13 protein-coding genes are annotated in these 15,028 nt (G+C 52.8%); 6 read left to right on the top strand and 7 right to left on the bottom strand.

Annotation, left to right across the window (positions count from 1 at the left end; genetic code table 11):
- The first annotated feature begins 230 nt into the window (after positions 1-230).
- From AC0QH1_RS10070 to AC0QH1_RS10060, 3 genes are all read left to right on the top strand, one after another.
- Positions 231-2,042, top strand: a complete 1,812-nt coding sequence (locus AC0QH1_RS10070) for a S8 family peptidase (protein ID WP_324630952.1) — start codon at positions 231-233, stop codon at positions 2,040-2,042.
- Complete coding sequence (locus AC0QH1_RS10065; protein WP_324630950.1) at positions 2,039-2,272, top strand: hypothetical protein; 234 nt, start codon at positions 2,039-2,041, stop codon at positions 2,270-2,272. Before AC0QH1_RS10070 ends, AC0QH1_RS10065 begins: the two co-directional genes overlap by 4 nt.
- Positions 2,273-2,808: 536 nt before the next feature.
- Positions 2,809-2,955 (top strand): hypothetical protein, encoded by a 147-nt coding sequence (locus AC0QH1_RS10060; RefSeq protein WP_324630949.1) that lies wholly within the window; start codon positions 2,809-2,811, stop codon positions 2,953-2,955.
- Positions 2,956-3,328: 373 nt separating this feature from the next.
- On the opposite strand, the gene AC0QH1_RS10055 is transcribed toward AC0QH1_RS10060, so the two are convergent.
- Positions 3,329-3,481, bottom strand: coding sequence for a hypothetical protein (locus AC0QH1_RS10055; protein WP_324630948.1), 153 nt, complete (start codon positions 3,479-3,481; stop codon positions 3,329-3,331).
- 295 nt (positions 3,482-3,776) lie between these two features.
- Here AC0QH1_RS10055 and AC0QH1_RS10050 point away from each other — a divergent pair, with 295 nt between their 5' ends.
- Entirely contained in the window at positions 3,777-6,359 is a 2,583-nt protein-coding gene (locus tag AC0QH1_RS10050; RefSeq protein ID WP_324630947.1) for a CHAT domain-containing protein, read from the top strand.
- Positions 6,360-6,391: 32 nt separating this feature from the next.
- Here AC0QH1_RS10050 and AC0QH1_RS10045 read toward each other — a convergent pair whose 3' ends face one another.
- The 4 genes from AC0QH1_RS10045 to miaB form a co-directional block, all read right to left on the bottom strand.
- Entirely contained in the window at positions 6,392-6,895 is a 504-nt protein-coding gene (locus AC0QH1_RS10045) for a hypothetical protein (RefSeq protein ID WP_324630946.1), read from the bottom strand.
- Between the two features lie 99 nt (positions 6,896-6,994).
- Positions 6,995-8,056 (bottom strand): D-alanine--D-alanine ligase family protein, encoded by a 1,062-nt coding sequence (locus AC0QH1_RS10040; RefSeq protein ID WP_324630945.1) that lies wholly within the window; start codon positions 8,054-8,056, stop codon positions 6,995-6,997.
- Between the two features lie 90 nt (positions 8,057-8,146).
- Positions 8,147-8,671, bottom strand: a complete 525-nt coding sequence (locus AC0QH1_RS10035; RefSeq protein WP_324630944.1) for a hypothetical protein — start codon at positions 8,669-8,671, stop codon at positions 8,147-8,149.
- 403 nt (positions 8,672-9,074) lie between these two features.
- Positions 9,075-10,439: a tRNA (N6-isopentenyl adenosine(37)-C2)-methylthiotransferase MiaB gene (gene miaB, locus AC0QH1_RS10030; RefSeq protein ID WP_324630943.1), complete on the bottom strand. Its 1,365-nt coding sequence runs from the start codon at positions 10,437-10,439 to the stop codon at positions 9,075-9,077.
- 178 nt (positions 10,440-10,617) lie between these two features.
- On the opposite strand from miaB, the gene AC0QH1_RS10025 reads away from it, so the two are divergent.
- Positions 10,618-11,289, top strand: coding sequence for a class I SAM-dependent methyltransferase (locus AC0QH1_RS10025; RefSeq protein WP_324630942.1), 672 nt, complete (start codon positions 10,618-10,620; stop codon positions 11,287-11,289).
- 237 nt (positions 11,290-11,526) lie between these two features.
- Positions 11,527-12,414, top strand: a complete 888-nt coding sequence (locus tag AC0QH1_RS10020) for a mechanosensitive ion channel family protein (protein WP_324630941.1) — start codon at positions 11,527-11,529, stop codon at positions 12,412-12,414.
- A 184-nt stretch (positions 12,415-12,598) separates the two neighbouring features.
- Here the strand turns inward: AC0QH1_RS10020 and AC0QH1_RS10015 are convergent, their stop codons facing one another.
- The gene (locus tag AC0QH1_RS10015) at positions 12,599-13,804 is read right to left on the bottom strand and encodes a 4-hydroxy-3-methylbut-2-enyl diphosphate reductase (protein ID WP_324630940.1); all 1,206 of its coding nucleotides are present in this window, start codon (positions 13,802-13,804) and stop codon (positions 12,599-12,601) included.
- A gap of 154 nt (positions 13,805-13,958) precedes the next feature.
- Complete coding sequence (locus AC0QH1_RS10010) at positions 13,959-14,801, bottom strand: SGNH/GDSL hydrolase family protein (protein ID WP_324630939.1); 843 nt, start codon at positions 14,799-14,801, stop codon at positions 13,959-13,961.
- Between the last annotated feature and the right edge of the window lie 227 nt (positions 14,802-15,028).

The raw sequence follows: 15,028 nt of genomic DNA, 5'->3' as shown, positions 1-15,028 counted from the left end.
GCATTGCCCACCGGAGGCCATGCTAGGAGGCTGAGCCTCGCGGGAGGGTTCCCAGGCTGAGCCTGGGAACGAGTTGGATGCGAGTTGGATGCGAGTTGGATGCGGGCATTGCACGGATTGGCATTGCCCACCTTACGGCAGGAAAGATTAAAATCCTGAAACATTCCCCCAAAACAGGATAATAATGAGTTATCGTGGTGAGATAACAGGCGCTACCCTGGTAAAGTTGTATGAAAAAATTTCTGCTCCTCGGCTTATTTATTGTCGGATTGAGCTTTGCTCTATTTAACTTCAAAGGATTGGCCAACCAAGGCACCTTTGAATCCATCGTACTGGATTTTCGGGAGGACATTCCCCCCGCCCAGGTAGAGAAACAATTGAGCCAACTGTCAAACGAGTATGGGCTAGCCCCACAACTCAACAGCGAATTTTCTTGGCAAGACAATTTGTACCTGGTTCGAGGCGATCGCGACTTACTCGGTCGCCTGAAAAAATCCGACCTGTCCAAATACACGGAATACATCGAACCGGCCTATCAGTATCGGGCCTTGGACACTCCCAACGACCCCCTCTACGGGCAGCAGTGGAACCTCCGCAGCATTAACGCAGAGAAAGCGTGGGCAGACACGAAAGGCAGCGGCGTCACCGTCGCAGTTATCGATACCGGCGTCAGTCGAGTTCCCGACTTAAAAGATACCAAATTTGTCAAGGGGTACGACTTCGTAAACGATCGCGAATTAGCCGATGACGACAACGGGCATGGCACCCACGTAGCCGGCACCATTGCCCAAACCACCAACAACGGCTATGGCGTCGCCGGGATTGCCTACGAAGCCAGCATCATGCCCTTAAAAGTGCTCAGCGCAGGCGGTGGCGGAAACATTGCCGATATCGCCGAAGCGATTAAATTTGCTGCCGATAACGGCGCAGACGTGATTAACATGAGCTTGGGCGGAGCCGGTGAAAGCAACGCCATGAAAGAAGCGATCGCCTATGCCCACAGCAAAGGCGTCGTCATCGTCGCCGCCGCCGGAAACGAAAACCGCAATAGCGCCTCCTATCCCGCCCGCTACGCCAACGTCATCGGCGTGGCGGCGATCGACTCCACCGGCGAAAAAGCCCCCTATTCTAACTTTGGAGCCGGCGTGGATATTGCCGCCCCAGGTGGCGACACCACCAAAGGCGATGCCGGTGGTATCCTGCAAGAAACCATTTCCATCGACCCCGACACTCGCCGCCCCGGCTTTGCCTTTAAAGCCTATCAAGGCACCAGCATGGCATCCCCCCATGTGGCCGGCGTTGCAGCATTAATCAGAGCCTCTGGCGTAGAAGAACCGGACCTAGTGACCAAAGTGCTGCAAGAATCGGCACGCCAAGTGAAAGACGACCCGATGAACCACTTTGGAGCCGGCCATTTGGATGCCGCCAATGCCCTAGTAGTGGCCAAACGCGGTAACTTTGACTTCGGCGCAATCTTCGGCGACTTCTTCCGCTGGTTGCGCGACAATGGCTATCTCAACCCCCGCTTCTGGATCGATGGTGGCGTCTATGCCCTGTTGCCAAAAGTGCTGATGGTAGTGGGTTCGTATATTATTGCCTGGTTGTTGAAAACCTATTTCCCCTTCACTTGGACCTGGAGTATGGTCAGTGGATTGGTGGCCGGCAGTTCTGGATTGTTCGTATTGCGCGGATTCTATATCTTTGACTTGCCCCAATGGCCTTTTCGCGTCATGGGTAGTTCCATTCCCGAATTGGGCAGTGCCATTCAAGGGAATGCAGCCCTCAACCCGATTTTTGCCAGCGTAGTCATTCCGGCGGTCCTGGTGGTATTGCTTCTGGGACATTCGCAATGGAAGTGGTTCGCGATCGGCTCGAGTATCGGCGTGGCAAGCTGTCTCGCCGTAAGTGCCTTTTTGGCTCCCGCACCCACCCTGCTGTGGATTGGAAGTGGCATCGGCGCGCGCGCTTTCTTGCTGGTGAATGCCGGATTGTGCTTTGCGTTAGCCCGCTTGGCAATGAAAGGTGAGGGACAAGTAGCATGAGCGTAACCGTACAAGGCAAAATCGAACGTCGCGATATCGGCACCGGTGCTTGGGCGCTGGTTGCCGATGATGGCCAATCTTACGAGATTTATCAAGGCGCACCTTCCGCATTGTTGAAACCGGGCCAAATGGTGAAGGTAGACGGCGAAGTGCGCGATGATGTGATGACAATGGCTGCGATCGGGCCTGTGCTAGAAGTGAAATCTTTCGAGGCGATCGCCGACCAATAAGGCAGGCTTTCTCCGGTTCCCCGCTTTCCCGGGAATACCTTTGGAATACACAACCCCTGCCCTTCCCTAAAGTTTTCGCCCGCCCGCGCGGGCGAATTTTTTTATCTCTCAAAAACGCCCAACAGGCGATCGGGGTGTGGTAAACGAACCTTCGCCCACCTACGCCGGCTATTTTGGATTGGTCATCGACTTAACAGGATATCATATAAATTATACAGAAATAGATGCAAACAAATAGTCCGCCTAGGCGGAGTTAACCTGTGCCAAGGCGCGATTTCAATCCCCCGCCTTTCATTATCAACCGCCGATGATATAAAAAATAGTCCGCCTAGGCGGAGTTAACCTGTGCCAAGGCGCGATTTCAATCCCCCGCTTTGATTGGCCCGCTCGGACAGTTGTGCTAAAATAAAGCGCGATCGCCCTGCAAGTCATAGAAAGTAATACTAAAATGGGCTTGACAAAAGATACTTTGTATGATAAGCGGCGATCGGGCTTTGAGCGTCGTGGGGGATCCAAGGGAAGGGGTGAGGCGTTGAGTGTCAAAAGAGTTGAGCCAGGGAGAAGAAGTTTTTCAGAGTGCAAAAAATCGCGTCAGGGAAAGCGGTTGGAGTGATTCTGCCGAGAAAATTCGGCTGATTTTCTTCCCAGAATCCTCCCCGGCGGAAAAAATGCTGCTAAAATAGCGATAGGGATAAAAAAAGTTAAGTCCCGATCGCGCGGGAATCTTCTGCGCCAGTGCATCTCTTCATTCCGAGTCAGTGGGAGCATGTACTAGACTTGCGCGCGCGAAGCTGCTAAGATTTTATAAATGCCTTTCAGGGAATATCGCTCTAGAGTTGTTGCAACTCTCGAGCCGTCTACAGCCGAATCTCAACCGAAAGATGACCGGGAATTGGGCAAACAACGGTTGAGTTTGTAAATAAAAAAACCCGCCCCCGGAGGGGCGGGAGGTGTCAATCAGGGTGCATCTACCACTCTATTGTTCGCGTTAAAAAATCGGCTTTCCGGACAGTTAAGGCACAAAATTGACAAACCCGAAAAAAAACTCCCAGGGTGTTAAGCCTGAGAGTTGAAAGAGGGTGAATCTACGCAAATAGGATTCGCGCCTAGGGAAATCCCATCCGGATGGGCTGGATCCAGGGGGTGGGATTGATTGGCAAAGCAGTAGCGCGATCGCCTGAAATGGCGATCGCCAGGGGAATTTTTCATTAAGTTTGGTAAAAATCCTCCTGAAGCGGTAACTTTTGACAGTGCCGTGCGTCTACTTCCGTAAAATCTCCGAACGATGAATATGGAAATCCAGTGCTTCGAGCCTACTCGTTGTGAGTGAGACCGTCCGCGCGAGATTTCCCTCTATTGAATTAAAAATTTTCCTCTGCCGGTATAGGAGACATCAGCGATTTGAGCGCTTAACATATAGAGTAAACCAACCAGGAACATTATCGATCCAAAATTTAACCCAAGCCCGCAGGATTGACGCAGTGAGCAGGAGTGCAGTGAAGCTGTGACCGAGAAATTTGAAGAATTGCATATTTCTGTCACCCCAGTGGGGGACGAACAGTATTTGGTGCGAACCGAACAAGCACCGAAAGGGGTGCTACCGGCGGAAGAGCAGGTAGTTTGGCCCCTCGAGGAGTGGTTGCGCCAAGCTGCCACCCTGATGGAAGACCCCCTCGTAGGGTGGCTCAGAGCCAGTGAGGGAGAAGTCCCGAGCGAATTGTCTGCCGCCAGCGGCGAGTTGGAGTCGGGGCAAATAGCCGCCACGACCCAGACCACCCGCACCCGGTTTCGCAGTTTAGTCGAACTGGGGGAAGAACTTTATAACGCCTTATTTCAAGGTAGCTTGCGCGATCGCCTGACCTCAGCCCAGGCGATCGCCCATAACCGAGGCAACGTTTTGCGATTGCGCCTGGGACTCAAAGGCTCTCGCCTTCCCAGTCTTCCCTGGGAAGTCATCCACGAAGACGCCCGGGCGATCGCCACCGGCAAAGATATCGTGTTTTCGCGCTATCAGCCCACCTTAGCCCCGGTTGCCTTACCCAACTCCTCGAGCGATCGGGTAAAAATTTTAATGGTACTCGCCGCCCCCACCGATCGCGAAAACCTCGGCCTCAAACGCGAAGCCCTCCACCTGCGCGAAGAACTGAAAAAGCGCTGGCGCGGGAGCACCCCCGTCATCGGAAACCCTCCAGAAATCGAACTCCATATCCTCGAACAACCCGATCGCGAAGAACTCACCCGCGCCCTAGAACAAAACCACTACCAAGTCTTGCACTACTCCGGTCACAGCAATGTCGGGCCTGCAGGAGGCGAACTGTATCTCGTCAGTCGCAAAACCGGCTTAACCGAAGTCTTGACCGGTGACGACCTCGCCGGACTGCTGGTCAACAGCGGCATTCGCATGGCCGTCTTCAACTCTTGCCGAGGAGCCTACTCCGCCACCTCAGACCCCACCGATGCCACCGGGCGGCGCACCCTAGCAGAAGTCCTGGTGAAGCGCGGCGTCCCCGGCGTCCTGGCAATGGCGGAACGAATTACCGATGAAGTCGCCCTCACCCTCACCCGGCTGTTTTACTACAACATCAAGCAAGGATATCCGGTGGATCTGAGCTTGAACCGCGCCCGCCAAGGGTTAATGTCCGCCTACGGATCCAACCAACTCTACTGGGCGCTGCCGGTCCTCTATCTGCATCCGGAATTTGACGGATATCTCACCTCCGCACCGGCCACCGCCGCCACCCAAGCCCCTACCAACGCTTTCCCCGCCCGTCGCAGCCACCCGCCCCTCGCCGGGGCGCGGGAAAATCGCCTCTCGGCGGCACACAACTTCCCCTCTCAGACGAGAAATCAGCCCCCCGGTCCCGCCCAGTGGGACGCCGAGGTAGAACCACTGCATGAGGAAGACTTGGAGGGGGTTTATGAGGATTTGATGTACGACGATTTTGCCGACGAAGAGGCGGAGTCCTTGGTATCGGATTTGTTGGGGAGCATTATCGGCCCACATCCGGACGCCGAAACCGAGACTCAGACCCACGCCCTACCACAGGGCGATCGCACTCCCTCGCAATTGTCCGCCACCACTGCGGTGGGCGCGCTTCCCTCCCCGCCTCCATCCCCGGCGACAAGGAATTCCCAAGCATCGGCATTGTCAGCGGCGGAGTCCTCTTCTGCGGAGAATCAGTCAGTGTCCGGAAACGGAAAATCCTGGCGCGTGAAACTGTGGCCCGTAGCCGGCGCGATCGGGGTAGCGGCGATCGCCCTTTTCGGCTTCGGTCTGTGGCGCACTCGCAGCCTGGAAACTACCCGGGATCCCCTGCTCGACCTTCCCCCCACCACCTTGTCCGCCCCTGCAACCCCGCCAGAAGAAACCCCACCGGTGGATTTGGCCACCCTCAATACGCCGGAAGTGGCAAAACTGGCCTTTGGATATTTCAATGAAGGAGAGGCGATCGCCGCGCAAAAGGCAGTGGAAGAATTATTACGCCCCCAACGCGGTGCCATTAATTTTGCCGAAGCCGTACTCAGTGCGGTACCCGATCGCGATAAATCCGACCCCGCCATTTCCTTTCTCTGGGGTCGCGTGGCATGGCAAGCCCTGCAAACTGGCAATCCCAAATATAGTTTGGATGATGTCCGCCGATACTGGAGTCGCGCCGTGCAAAAAGAGCCTAACTCTCCAGTATATCTCAACGCCCTCGGTTTTGTCTACTACGCTGCTGGAAATTTCCAAAAGGCGCAAGATGCCTGGTTGCAATCCCTCAAGTTGCTGGAAAAAATGCCCGCCACGGGGTGGAAAAGTACCGCAGAGGATAATTCCGGCGGCTTATCTACCGCAGCGCAACCCGCCCCCCTGGAAAGTGAAGAAGCCCTCACCGCCTACGCCGGGTTAGCGCTGGTGTTGCAAAAGCGTTTGCCCGAGTTGCCCGAGGGCGATCGCAATGCCCTATTGGGCAAAGCGAGGAAGCAGCAAGAAATGGTCCTGTCTGCGGATCCGCTGAATTTTCAACCGGAGGCCCTGGGGAAAAATTGGCTGTGGCCCGAGGGGGCGATCCAAGATTGGCGATCGCTGATGCAGGAGCAAAATTGAACCGGAAGAATTGAGACTCTATCTTCAATTTCTCAATTCTTCGGTCTTTTCAGCCACTTTGACATCATCAGCGACCCGGTGGCGCAGCTAAGGGCGATCGCCCCAAATACCCCCACCGGCACTTTTTCGGCCCGCTCTACCCTTTCCCTCCCCGGTGGCGCAGGGGGTGTTTGACTGAAACTGGGATTGAGCAACACCATCACCGCGCCAAATGCCATCGCCCCCATCGATAGCACTGCGCCCACCAGTAAAATCCAGGCATGACGCAACAGAAATCGCACCACAGGAGGCAAGGGACGCCGCTTTTTCTTCTTCCGTCGGCGACGCCTCCGAGGTTGCTCGGGGGACGCAAATTGCCGCAACCGCTGTAGTTGGCGGTCCCGAGTGCGAGTTAACTCCATCCAATAGTCAAAGTCGTTGTGTTGGGTGGAGGCTATATCCCGCAACCGCGCAACTTGCGTCTCTCGATGGGGGATAAAGCTTCGCAACCGATTGAGCTGTCTGCGATCGCGCGCATCATCAAGGTTTTTCAACACTCTCGAACCCACTCCTCACTCCTAGGACCAATCGCGATCGGCGCTAAGCACCATAGGCGGTTGCCCGCTATCCGCTTTCGCCGATCCGATGCCGTTGTCTTAATTAGTATGTCGCTCTAATGCTAATTGAAGCAAGCGATCGACTAATTCGGGGAAGGATACTCCGGTTTTTCCCCACAATTGTGGGTACATGCTTAACGCCGTAAACCCCGGTAGGGTATTGATTTCGTTGATGAGAATTTCGCCGCTGGCTTCGAGATAGAAAAAGTCCACTCGCGCCAATCCGGCCCCATCCACGGCTTCAAAGGCTTGAATCGCCCGCTCTTGAATTTGCGCGGCGATCGCCTCGGGAATCTGTGCCGGAATTAACAAATTGGCTTTTCCATCGGTGTATTTGGTCTCGTAGTCATAAAAATCACTCTCGAAGGTAATCTCTCCCACCACCGATGCTTTCGGATTCTCGTTGCCCAATACGGCACATTCCACTTCCCGCGCCTCGACTCCCGCCTCTACAATTAAGCGGCGGTCGTAGCTGGCGGCACTATCCAATGCCGCTTCTAATTCCTCGCGCGATCGCACTTTGGAAATCCCCACGGAAGACCCTAAATTTGCCGGTTTGACAAAACAAGGATACCCCAATTTCGCCTCGATTTCGTCGCATAGTTTGGGAAACACGCAAGGATTCGACCACACGCGATCGCGCGTCACCTCCACATACTTCACCTGGGGCAACTGCGCTCTCTCGAAGGCAGTTTTCATCGCCAGTTTGTCCATTCCTACCGCAGAACCCATGACGCCAGTTCCCACAAAGGGCACGCGCATTAAGGTGAGCAATCCTTGAATGGTCCCGTCTTCTCCATTCGGTCCGTGCAAAATCGGAAACCATACCTCTATCTGCGCCGCTTCTGGGGGAAATTTCCACAATTGCTTTTTGTCGAATTCTTCTTCGCTTTGCGGCGCAACCCCAGCGTTAAGCACCTGTTGGGCAACCTGCGGACCGTGCCAACTCCCTTCTTTATCGATGTAAAATGGGTGGGTTTCGTATTTCTCGGCGTTTTTATCCCTTCCTAAAGCAGCGGCGATCGCCTTGGCGGAAATAATCGATACTTCATGTTCGCCGGATCTTCCCCCGAATAATAGCCCAACCCGCAATTTTGACATGTTTTATTCCTCTCTATGGTCTGGATTTTAAGGTTAAGATTTTAGCCGTTTCCTAGGATCCAAAATCTCTCCTCTAAAATACCACTGCCTTTATTGCTCATCCGCTTGCTCGAAATTGCGATCGCGCTTCACTACCGATCCATCCTCATCGGTCCGGTAAATCTTCTGCTGTTTGCGATCGCCTACCACCACTTCCCAACCCCTGACTAGCGCTTGGGTACAAAATACCTCCGGATCCGCTAACCCCAAGCAGCCATCAGGCCAGGTTTTTTGTCGCGCGTCTACAATCTGCCATTCCTCCCGCGACTCACCCCTGTCTCTCGCTGCTGCTTCTCGTACCGCATCGGCCACGGATTTGGGAAGTTCGGCTGGGGCAATCCTCTCCGATTGGCTGGCGAGTGCCCCCAGATGCCCTTCCACAGGACTTCCTTGGGCGACTAATCCTTCTGCACTCCCGAAGGCAATGCTCAAACATACCGCCACAACTGTCACTCGCCCTATCCAACCCATCCAATTCTTCCCAGTCTGACGCCACCACTGGCTTTCTGGATTCCCCCCGGCGCGCAAATCCCCACTTGCGCTGATGTCGTTCTTCCATTTGAGCGGTAAGATCATCTCTCTATCCCTGTTTGTGTTTTCGCTTTGGTCTTCTATTTTGACCGATGCGATCGCCTGCGTCCATTTTTTTTCCCGCTGGGCGCTAAAAAAAAAGGGGGTGGGGGGAGAAAATTGGGCGAAATTATGCTAGACTATATCATAATGGGAATAGTGGCAAAAATAAAAAAATTGCCACTATTCCCATTATGAATAAAGCATACCAGGAAAATCAACCCCTGTCTACCCTTTTTTCCAGAAATGCCGCCAAATTTTGTAAATTTTTGTAAAAAAAATAAAAATTATTGATGGGATAGAGAGAAGGAATAAACTGGAGTGAATCAAACTCAGCGATCGCGAAGGGAAGAGAAAGGGGAGTCGTTGCGCGGTGGAGAGGAACGAAGCGCAACGACAGGGGGGGGAGTTAAGTCAAGGCGGGTTGGGGGACTTGTATCGGTTCGCCGGTCAAGCTAAAGGCGCGGACTTGGGTAATTTTCACCGGAACGATTTGACCTTTGAGATGGTTAATATCGCCGGTAAAGAAAGTCAGATTATTCCCGCGAGTTCGGCCCATAACTTGGGAAGGGTTTTTTGGGTTTTGGTCTTCGACGAGGACTTCTTCGATGCGATCGAGATAGCGCTGCGATCGCGAAGCGGCGTTAACCTCAACCAAATGATTCAAGCGGGCGAGGCGATCGCGCTTCACCTCTTCACTGAGTTGATTGTCCCATAAAGCAGCCGGGGTATTGGGGCGGGGAGAATACGCCGCCGTATTCAAGCGATCGAACCCGATATCCGCCACCAACTGCAGGGTATTTTGGAACTGTTCCTCAGTTTCCCCGGGAAACCCGACGATCGCATCGGCGCTAATTGCCGCATCCGGCATATAGCGGCGAATCGTATCGATAATCCGGCGATATTTTTCGTGGGTATAACCGCGCGACATTGCCTTAAGCACCTGATTATCTCCCGACTGGAAAGGAATGTGAAAGTGTTCGCAGACTTTCGGCAATTCTTGACAAGCGCGGATCAAGCGTTCCGTGAAATAACGGGGGTGAGAGGTAGCAAAGCGGATGCGTTCGATCCCCGGCACATCGTGAACGAAATAAAGCAAATCCGTAAACGTATGCAAGTGGCGTCCTTCCGGAGTGCTTCCCGGCAGATCGCGACCATAGGCATCGATATTTTGGCCCAGTAACGTCACTTCCTTATAACCCTGACGGCCCAGAGATTCCATTTCAGCGCGAATTGCCTCCGGGGTGCGAGATTGTTCCACACCGCGCACAGAAGGAACCACGCAATAGGTGCAGCGTTCGTTACAGCCATAAATCACATTCACCCAAGCCGTCACCCGACTTTCGCGGCGAGGTTTCGTGATATCCTCCATAATGTGGATAGGTTCGGTGGCCACCACCTGATTGCCCGCGAAAACCTGTTCGAGCAGATCCTCGAGGCGGTTTGCATGTTGCGGCCCGAGGACCAAATCCAGTTCCGGTACTCGGCGCAAGAGCGTTTCACCTTCCTGCTGAGCCACGCAACCCGCCACAATTAACGTGAGGTTGGGCTGTTCTCGCTTGCGTTTTGCTTGTCTGCCCAGGTAGGAATAGACTTTCTGTTCTGCATTATCGCGGATCGTGCAGGTATTGTAAAGGATAACCTCAGCGTCGTTCGGGTCTTCCGAGAACTGAAAGCCCATTTGTTCGAGGATACCCCCCATGCGTTCGGAGTCCGCCTTGTTCATTTGACAGCCGAACGTGGTGATATGGTAACGACGAGAATTGGAAGACATAGGGTGATTTTTTTTGGGGAACTGAACGATGACCTGTGGCAGGTAGCAAGCCGGTGCGTCAGGAGACAGAAGCGAGCGATCGCCCCTGGGCCAGAAGCATCGGCCACGCGCAAATATCAACTATTATAAAGCTTGCGGTAAAATTCACCCACAATTGGCAGGCAAATCGAGAAGCAGGATGATTCAGGAACGCTCGAATTATAAGGAAACCTGGGATAAACTCGCCCCGGATATGGAGGAGGCAAAACGCTATGTCGCCGGACATACCGATGAAATGGAACTCGATCGCACCGGACTCAATACGGTGAATCGAATCGATCGCCTAATTGGGATTAACCCCACAGACATTTGTTTGGAAATTGGCTGCGGAGTCGGGCGGGTGGGGAAATTTTTCAGTCCTCGCTGTGCCCGCTGGATCGGCACAGATATTTCAGCAAATATGCTTACCTATGCAGCGCAACGACTGCAAGGATTGGAGAATATCGAATTGGTGGAACTGAGTACCGTGGGGTTAAAGGAAATCCCCGAGAATTCGGTAGATTTGGTGTATTGTACCGTGGTTTTTATGCACCTTTACGAATGGGATCGATATCAATATGTAAAAGAAGCCTATCGGGTGTTGAAATCCGGGGGACGCTGCTTTTTTGACAATTTAGATTTGACGTCCAATCATGGGTGGGAGGTCTTTATGACGGGGTTTTCCTATGAATTGGACAACCGGCCCGCTCATTTGAGCATGTGTTCGACTGGGGAGGAATTGCAAGTGTATGGAACCCGGGCCGGTTTTGCCCAGGTGACAATCCATCGCTGGGGGGATGCGCGGGTGGGATTGACCGGCGTCAAACTCTAATACACAATTCCTCTGTCAAACATTGATTTTAAATTAGCCCGCTTGGTGCGGGCGAAGGTTTGAATTTAGCCCTACCCTTGTGGGGTGAAGGGAATTTTCGCACCCCCACCTGCATCCCCGCGTTGCCCTTTGCCAAAGGGGGATTGACAAAACCTGGAGAGTCTGCAATAATATATCAATTTTGCTGCGATTAGAACCACCATCGAATCCTTTGAGAACCCATTTAAACCTGAGAAAATGAGTGCTTTATTGCAAGAAGTTCAAACGAGTCTGTTAAACTTGATTGGGGATGTAGTGAAAAGCATCCCGGCAATTATCATCGGGATTATTGTATTGTTAGTGACCTGGTATTTGGCCAACCGGGTCAAAAAAATCACCTCAGTGGCGGGGAATCATTTACTGAAAAGTACCTCCTTGCGATCGCTGCTGGTGCAAACCAGTTATGTTGCGGCTTGGTCTTTGGGGATTATTGTTGCCTGCGTTTTGGCCTTTCCCGGATTGGAACTCGGCGATATTATTGGGGTATTGGGGTTAAGTTCCGTTGCCATTGGTTTTGCGTTTCAGGATATCTTTAAAAACTTTTTGGCGGGCATTTTGCTGTTATTGCAAGAACCGTTTCAAATTGGCGATCAAATTATTGTGGAAGGATATGAAGGAACCGTGGAGGAAGTTGCGATTCGTTCCACGCAAATTAGAACCTACAAAGGGGAACGGGTGGTGATTCCCAATGCGGTGGTGTTTACTAATGCGGTAGAAGTGCTGACGGCGTTTAATCACCGACGCACCGATTTAGCGATCGGGGTGGATTACAATACGCCCTTGTCGGAAGCGGTGGAGATTTTGCACGCCGCCGTATCGGAAGTGGAGGGGGTGTTATCGAATCCGAAACCGGAAGTGGATGTCGTGGGATTTGGGGATAGTTCCATCGATTTTATGGTTCGCTATTGGACTTTTCCGGAAAAAGTCACGGTTCGGCGCACTTACACCCAGGTGATGATTGCGCTAAAAGCTGCTTGCGATCGCGCCGATATTAATATTCCCTATCCGATTCGCACGGTTTACTATTTCGACCAAGAGGAATTTAACGACCATTATCCCGTCGCCGCCAATGGCGATCGCGCTTAGAAATGCAGGGGGATACGGGAAGACAAATCCCCCCCATTTGACCGATAGCGCAATCATACCCTATCCGATGCTTTTTGCCGCGCAATCTTAGTCAGATGGGGGAAAAAATTGCGGCGATCGCCCACCAGAGCGATCGCCTGCGCGGCTTTTTCATTCCCAGGGGAAAACGCCTGCAATTGCGGCGTTAAACCACTGCAGGAGCTTTCATTTCCACAATTTTGGCGATCGCTTCTTCCACGGCTTTATCCGGGGTAGAAGCGCCGGAAGTGACGCCGACGACAACTTTGCCGGCGGGCAACCAATTATCTTGGATTTGTACTTCACCGTGAAGGGGTTTGTGTTCGATGCGATTGCCCGGTAAAATGCGATCGGGGCTATCGATGTGATAAGAAGGAATTCCCCGTTCGATGGCGATTTCCTGCAAGTGGGTGGTATTGCTGGAATTAAAACCGCCAATTACCACCATCACATCCAGTTTATCTTCAACCAGATTTAACATCGCATCTTGGCGTTCTTGAGTGGCATCGCAGATGGTATTAAATGCCAAGAAATGCTGATTTAATTCGAGCGGTCCGTATTTTTGCAACATGGTGCGCTCGAAGAGTTTACCCATTTGTTCCGTTTCGCTTTTGAGCATCGTAGTTTGGTTGGCGATGCCAATTTTTTCTAAGTCGCGATCGGGGTCGAAACCAGCAGAAGTGGCTTTGCCGAATTTGGCCATAAATTCAGCTCGATCGCCGCCATTGAGGATATAATCGGCCACATATTCGGCTTCCTCCATATTCAGCAACACGAGATAAGTCCCGGCGAAAGAGCTAGTTGCCAGGGTTTCTTCATGCTTGTATTTGCCGTGAATAATCGAGGTATAACTGCCTTTTTTATGCTTTTCCACACTATTCCAAACTTTCGACACCCAAGGGCAAGTGGTATCGACGATGGTGCAACCTTTATCGTTGAGCAACTGCATTTCTTGCACCGTGGCACCAAAGGCGGGTAAAATGACCACATCGCCTTGTTCCACCCCAGAAAAATCCTTTTCTCCGTCACGCAGGGGGATAAAACCCACCTGCATATCCTTGAGGTGTTGGTTGACCCCAGGATTGTGGATAATTTCGTTAGTAATCCAGAGGCGTTGGGTGGGAAAGTGCTGACGGGTTTCGTAGGCGATCGCCACCGCCCGTTCCACGCCCCAGCAAAACCCGAATGCTTCCGCGAGGCGGATGGTGACGTCACCGCGAGTCAGGGTGTAATGATTGTCCCGGATTTGCTGAATCAGGGAGCTTTGATAGGCTGAATTCATTACCCCTGCGACTTCCGCTTCGTGACCGAATCCTTTGCGATGGTAGTTATCTGACTTTTGCAGTGAGCGTTTGAAAGCTTTGGTATTCATTGCGTCTGTGTCCCCGTGATTAGTTGTCGATCGGCAATCGGAGCCAGATGATTTTGCCCCGCATTCACTCGATCTTAAAATGTTGTGGAAGTTCTCCGCGATTTTATTTTGGCTTCCGTGTGGTTGTGGGAGAGAGAATGGGGGGAACTCAGGGTTAAAGTTGGAGGCCCTGGAACACTTGCAGAGCCGATCGCCAGATATAGTAACCGCGATCGTTGAGATGCAGCCCATCGGTAGTCAGTTCCGATCGCAAATTGCCTTGCGAGTTAGCGAAGAGGGGATAGAGGTCGAGGAAATAGGCACCTTCCACAGCGGCGATGGTTTTGAGTTCGCGGTTGAGGTCGCGGATTTGCGAGTTAGGGATGTCCGAGAGCTTGGCGCTTCCTTCCCAACTGGCTTGGGAGCCGCGATGAGGTAAAATCGACTGCACCACAACTTTAGCGTTGGGATGGACCCAGCGCAGATCTTGGATAATTAGGCGATAATTGTTGAGAATTGCTTCTGGGGAGACACCCCGGAGCAAATCGTTAATGCCAATCATCACGAAAATCACTTCCGGGTTGGTGTTGTCGAACAACTCGAGGCGGTCCAACAAACCCGAAGAGACTTCCCCGGAGATGCCTTGATTGAGCCAGGTGAGTTCTTCGGGTAATAATTCTGGGGGAAACCAAAGACTGATGGAATCCCCGGCGAGAATGGCCAAACGGTCTGGGGGATTAGCGGCGATCGCCTCTGCTTCGCGCGCCAACTGGGCCACCCACTGTTCGTAAGTCCACTGATGGCGCGGACCGAGTTGAGGTTCTTCTGGCGTGCTAGACGCAGATGCCTCAGTGGCAGAGGTTTCCGAGGCGCGGGCATCCAAAGAACCCGACGGTGCAGGAGTGACCGAAGCGGTAGGATAGCGGGTCAGCAACAACGTTACAGTCAGCAACAGAATGCCATTCGTGGCCAGGGATAACAATGCCCACGGCGGTATCGTTGTCCGGGAAGAAGGCACGAATTTAGAGGGAATGGGGTTGAAAGGAGAATTGAACCGCAAAGCGAACTTCAGTCCAAGCGACGAGAACGGTTGGCCTCGAGCATTTTAGGTTAGGGGAGAAAAGCGAGACAGACGCCGTAGCCCCAGGGACAAAAATGCGGCGAGTTGAACTAAGCAATTCCGTCACCAGAACTACTCGTCTTCAAAACCGGACTTGAGACTTTCACCTCATCCGGGGACTCAAC

Source organism: Phormidium sp. CCY1219, from assembly GCF_055795085.1.
Note: the sequence above shows the minus strand (reverse complement) of the source record. Positions and strands in the feature narration are given on the sequence as shown.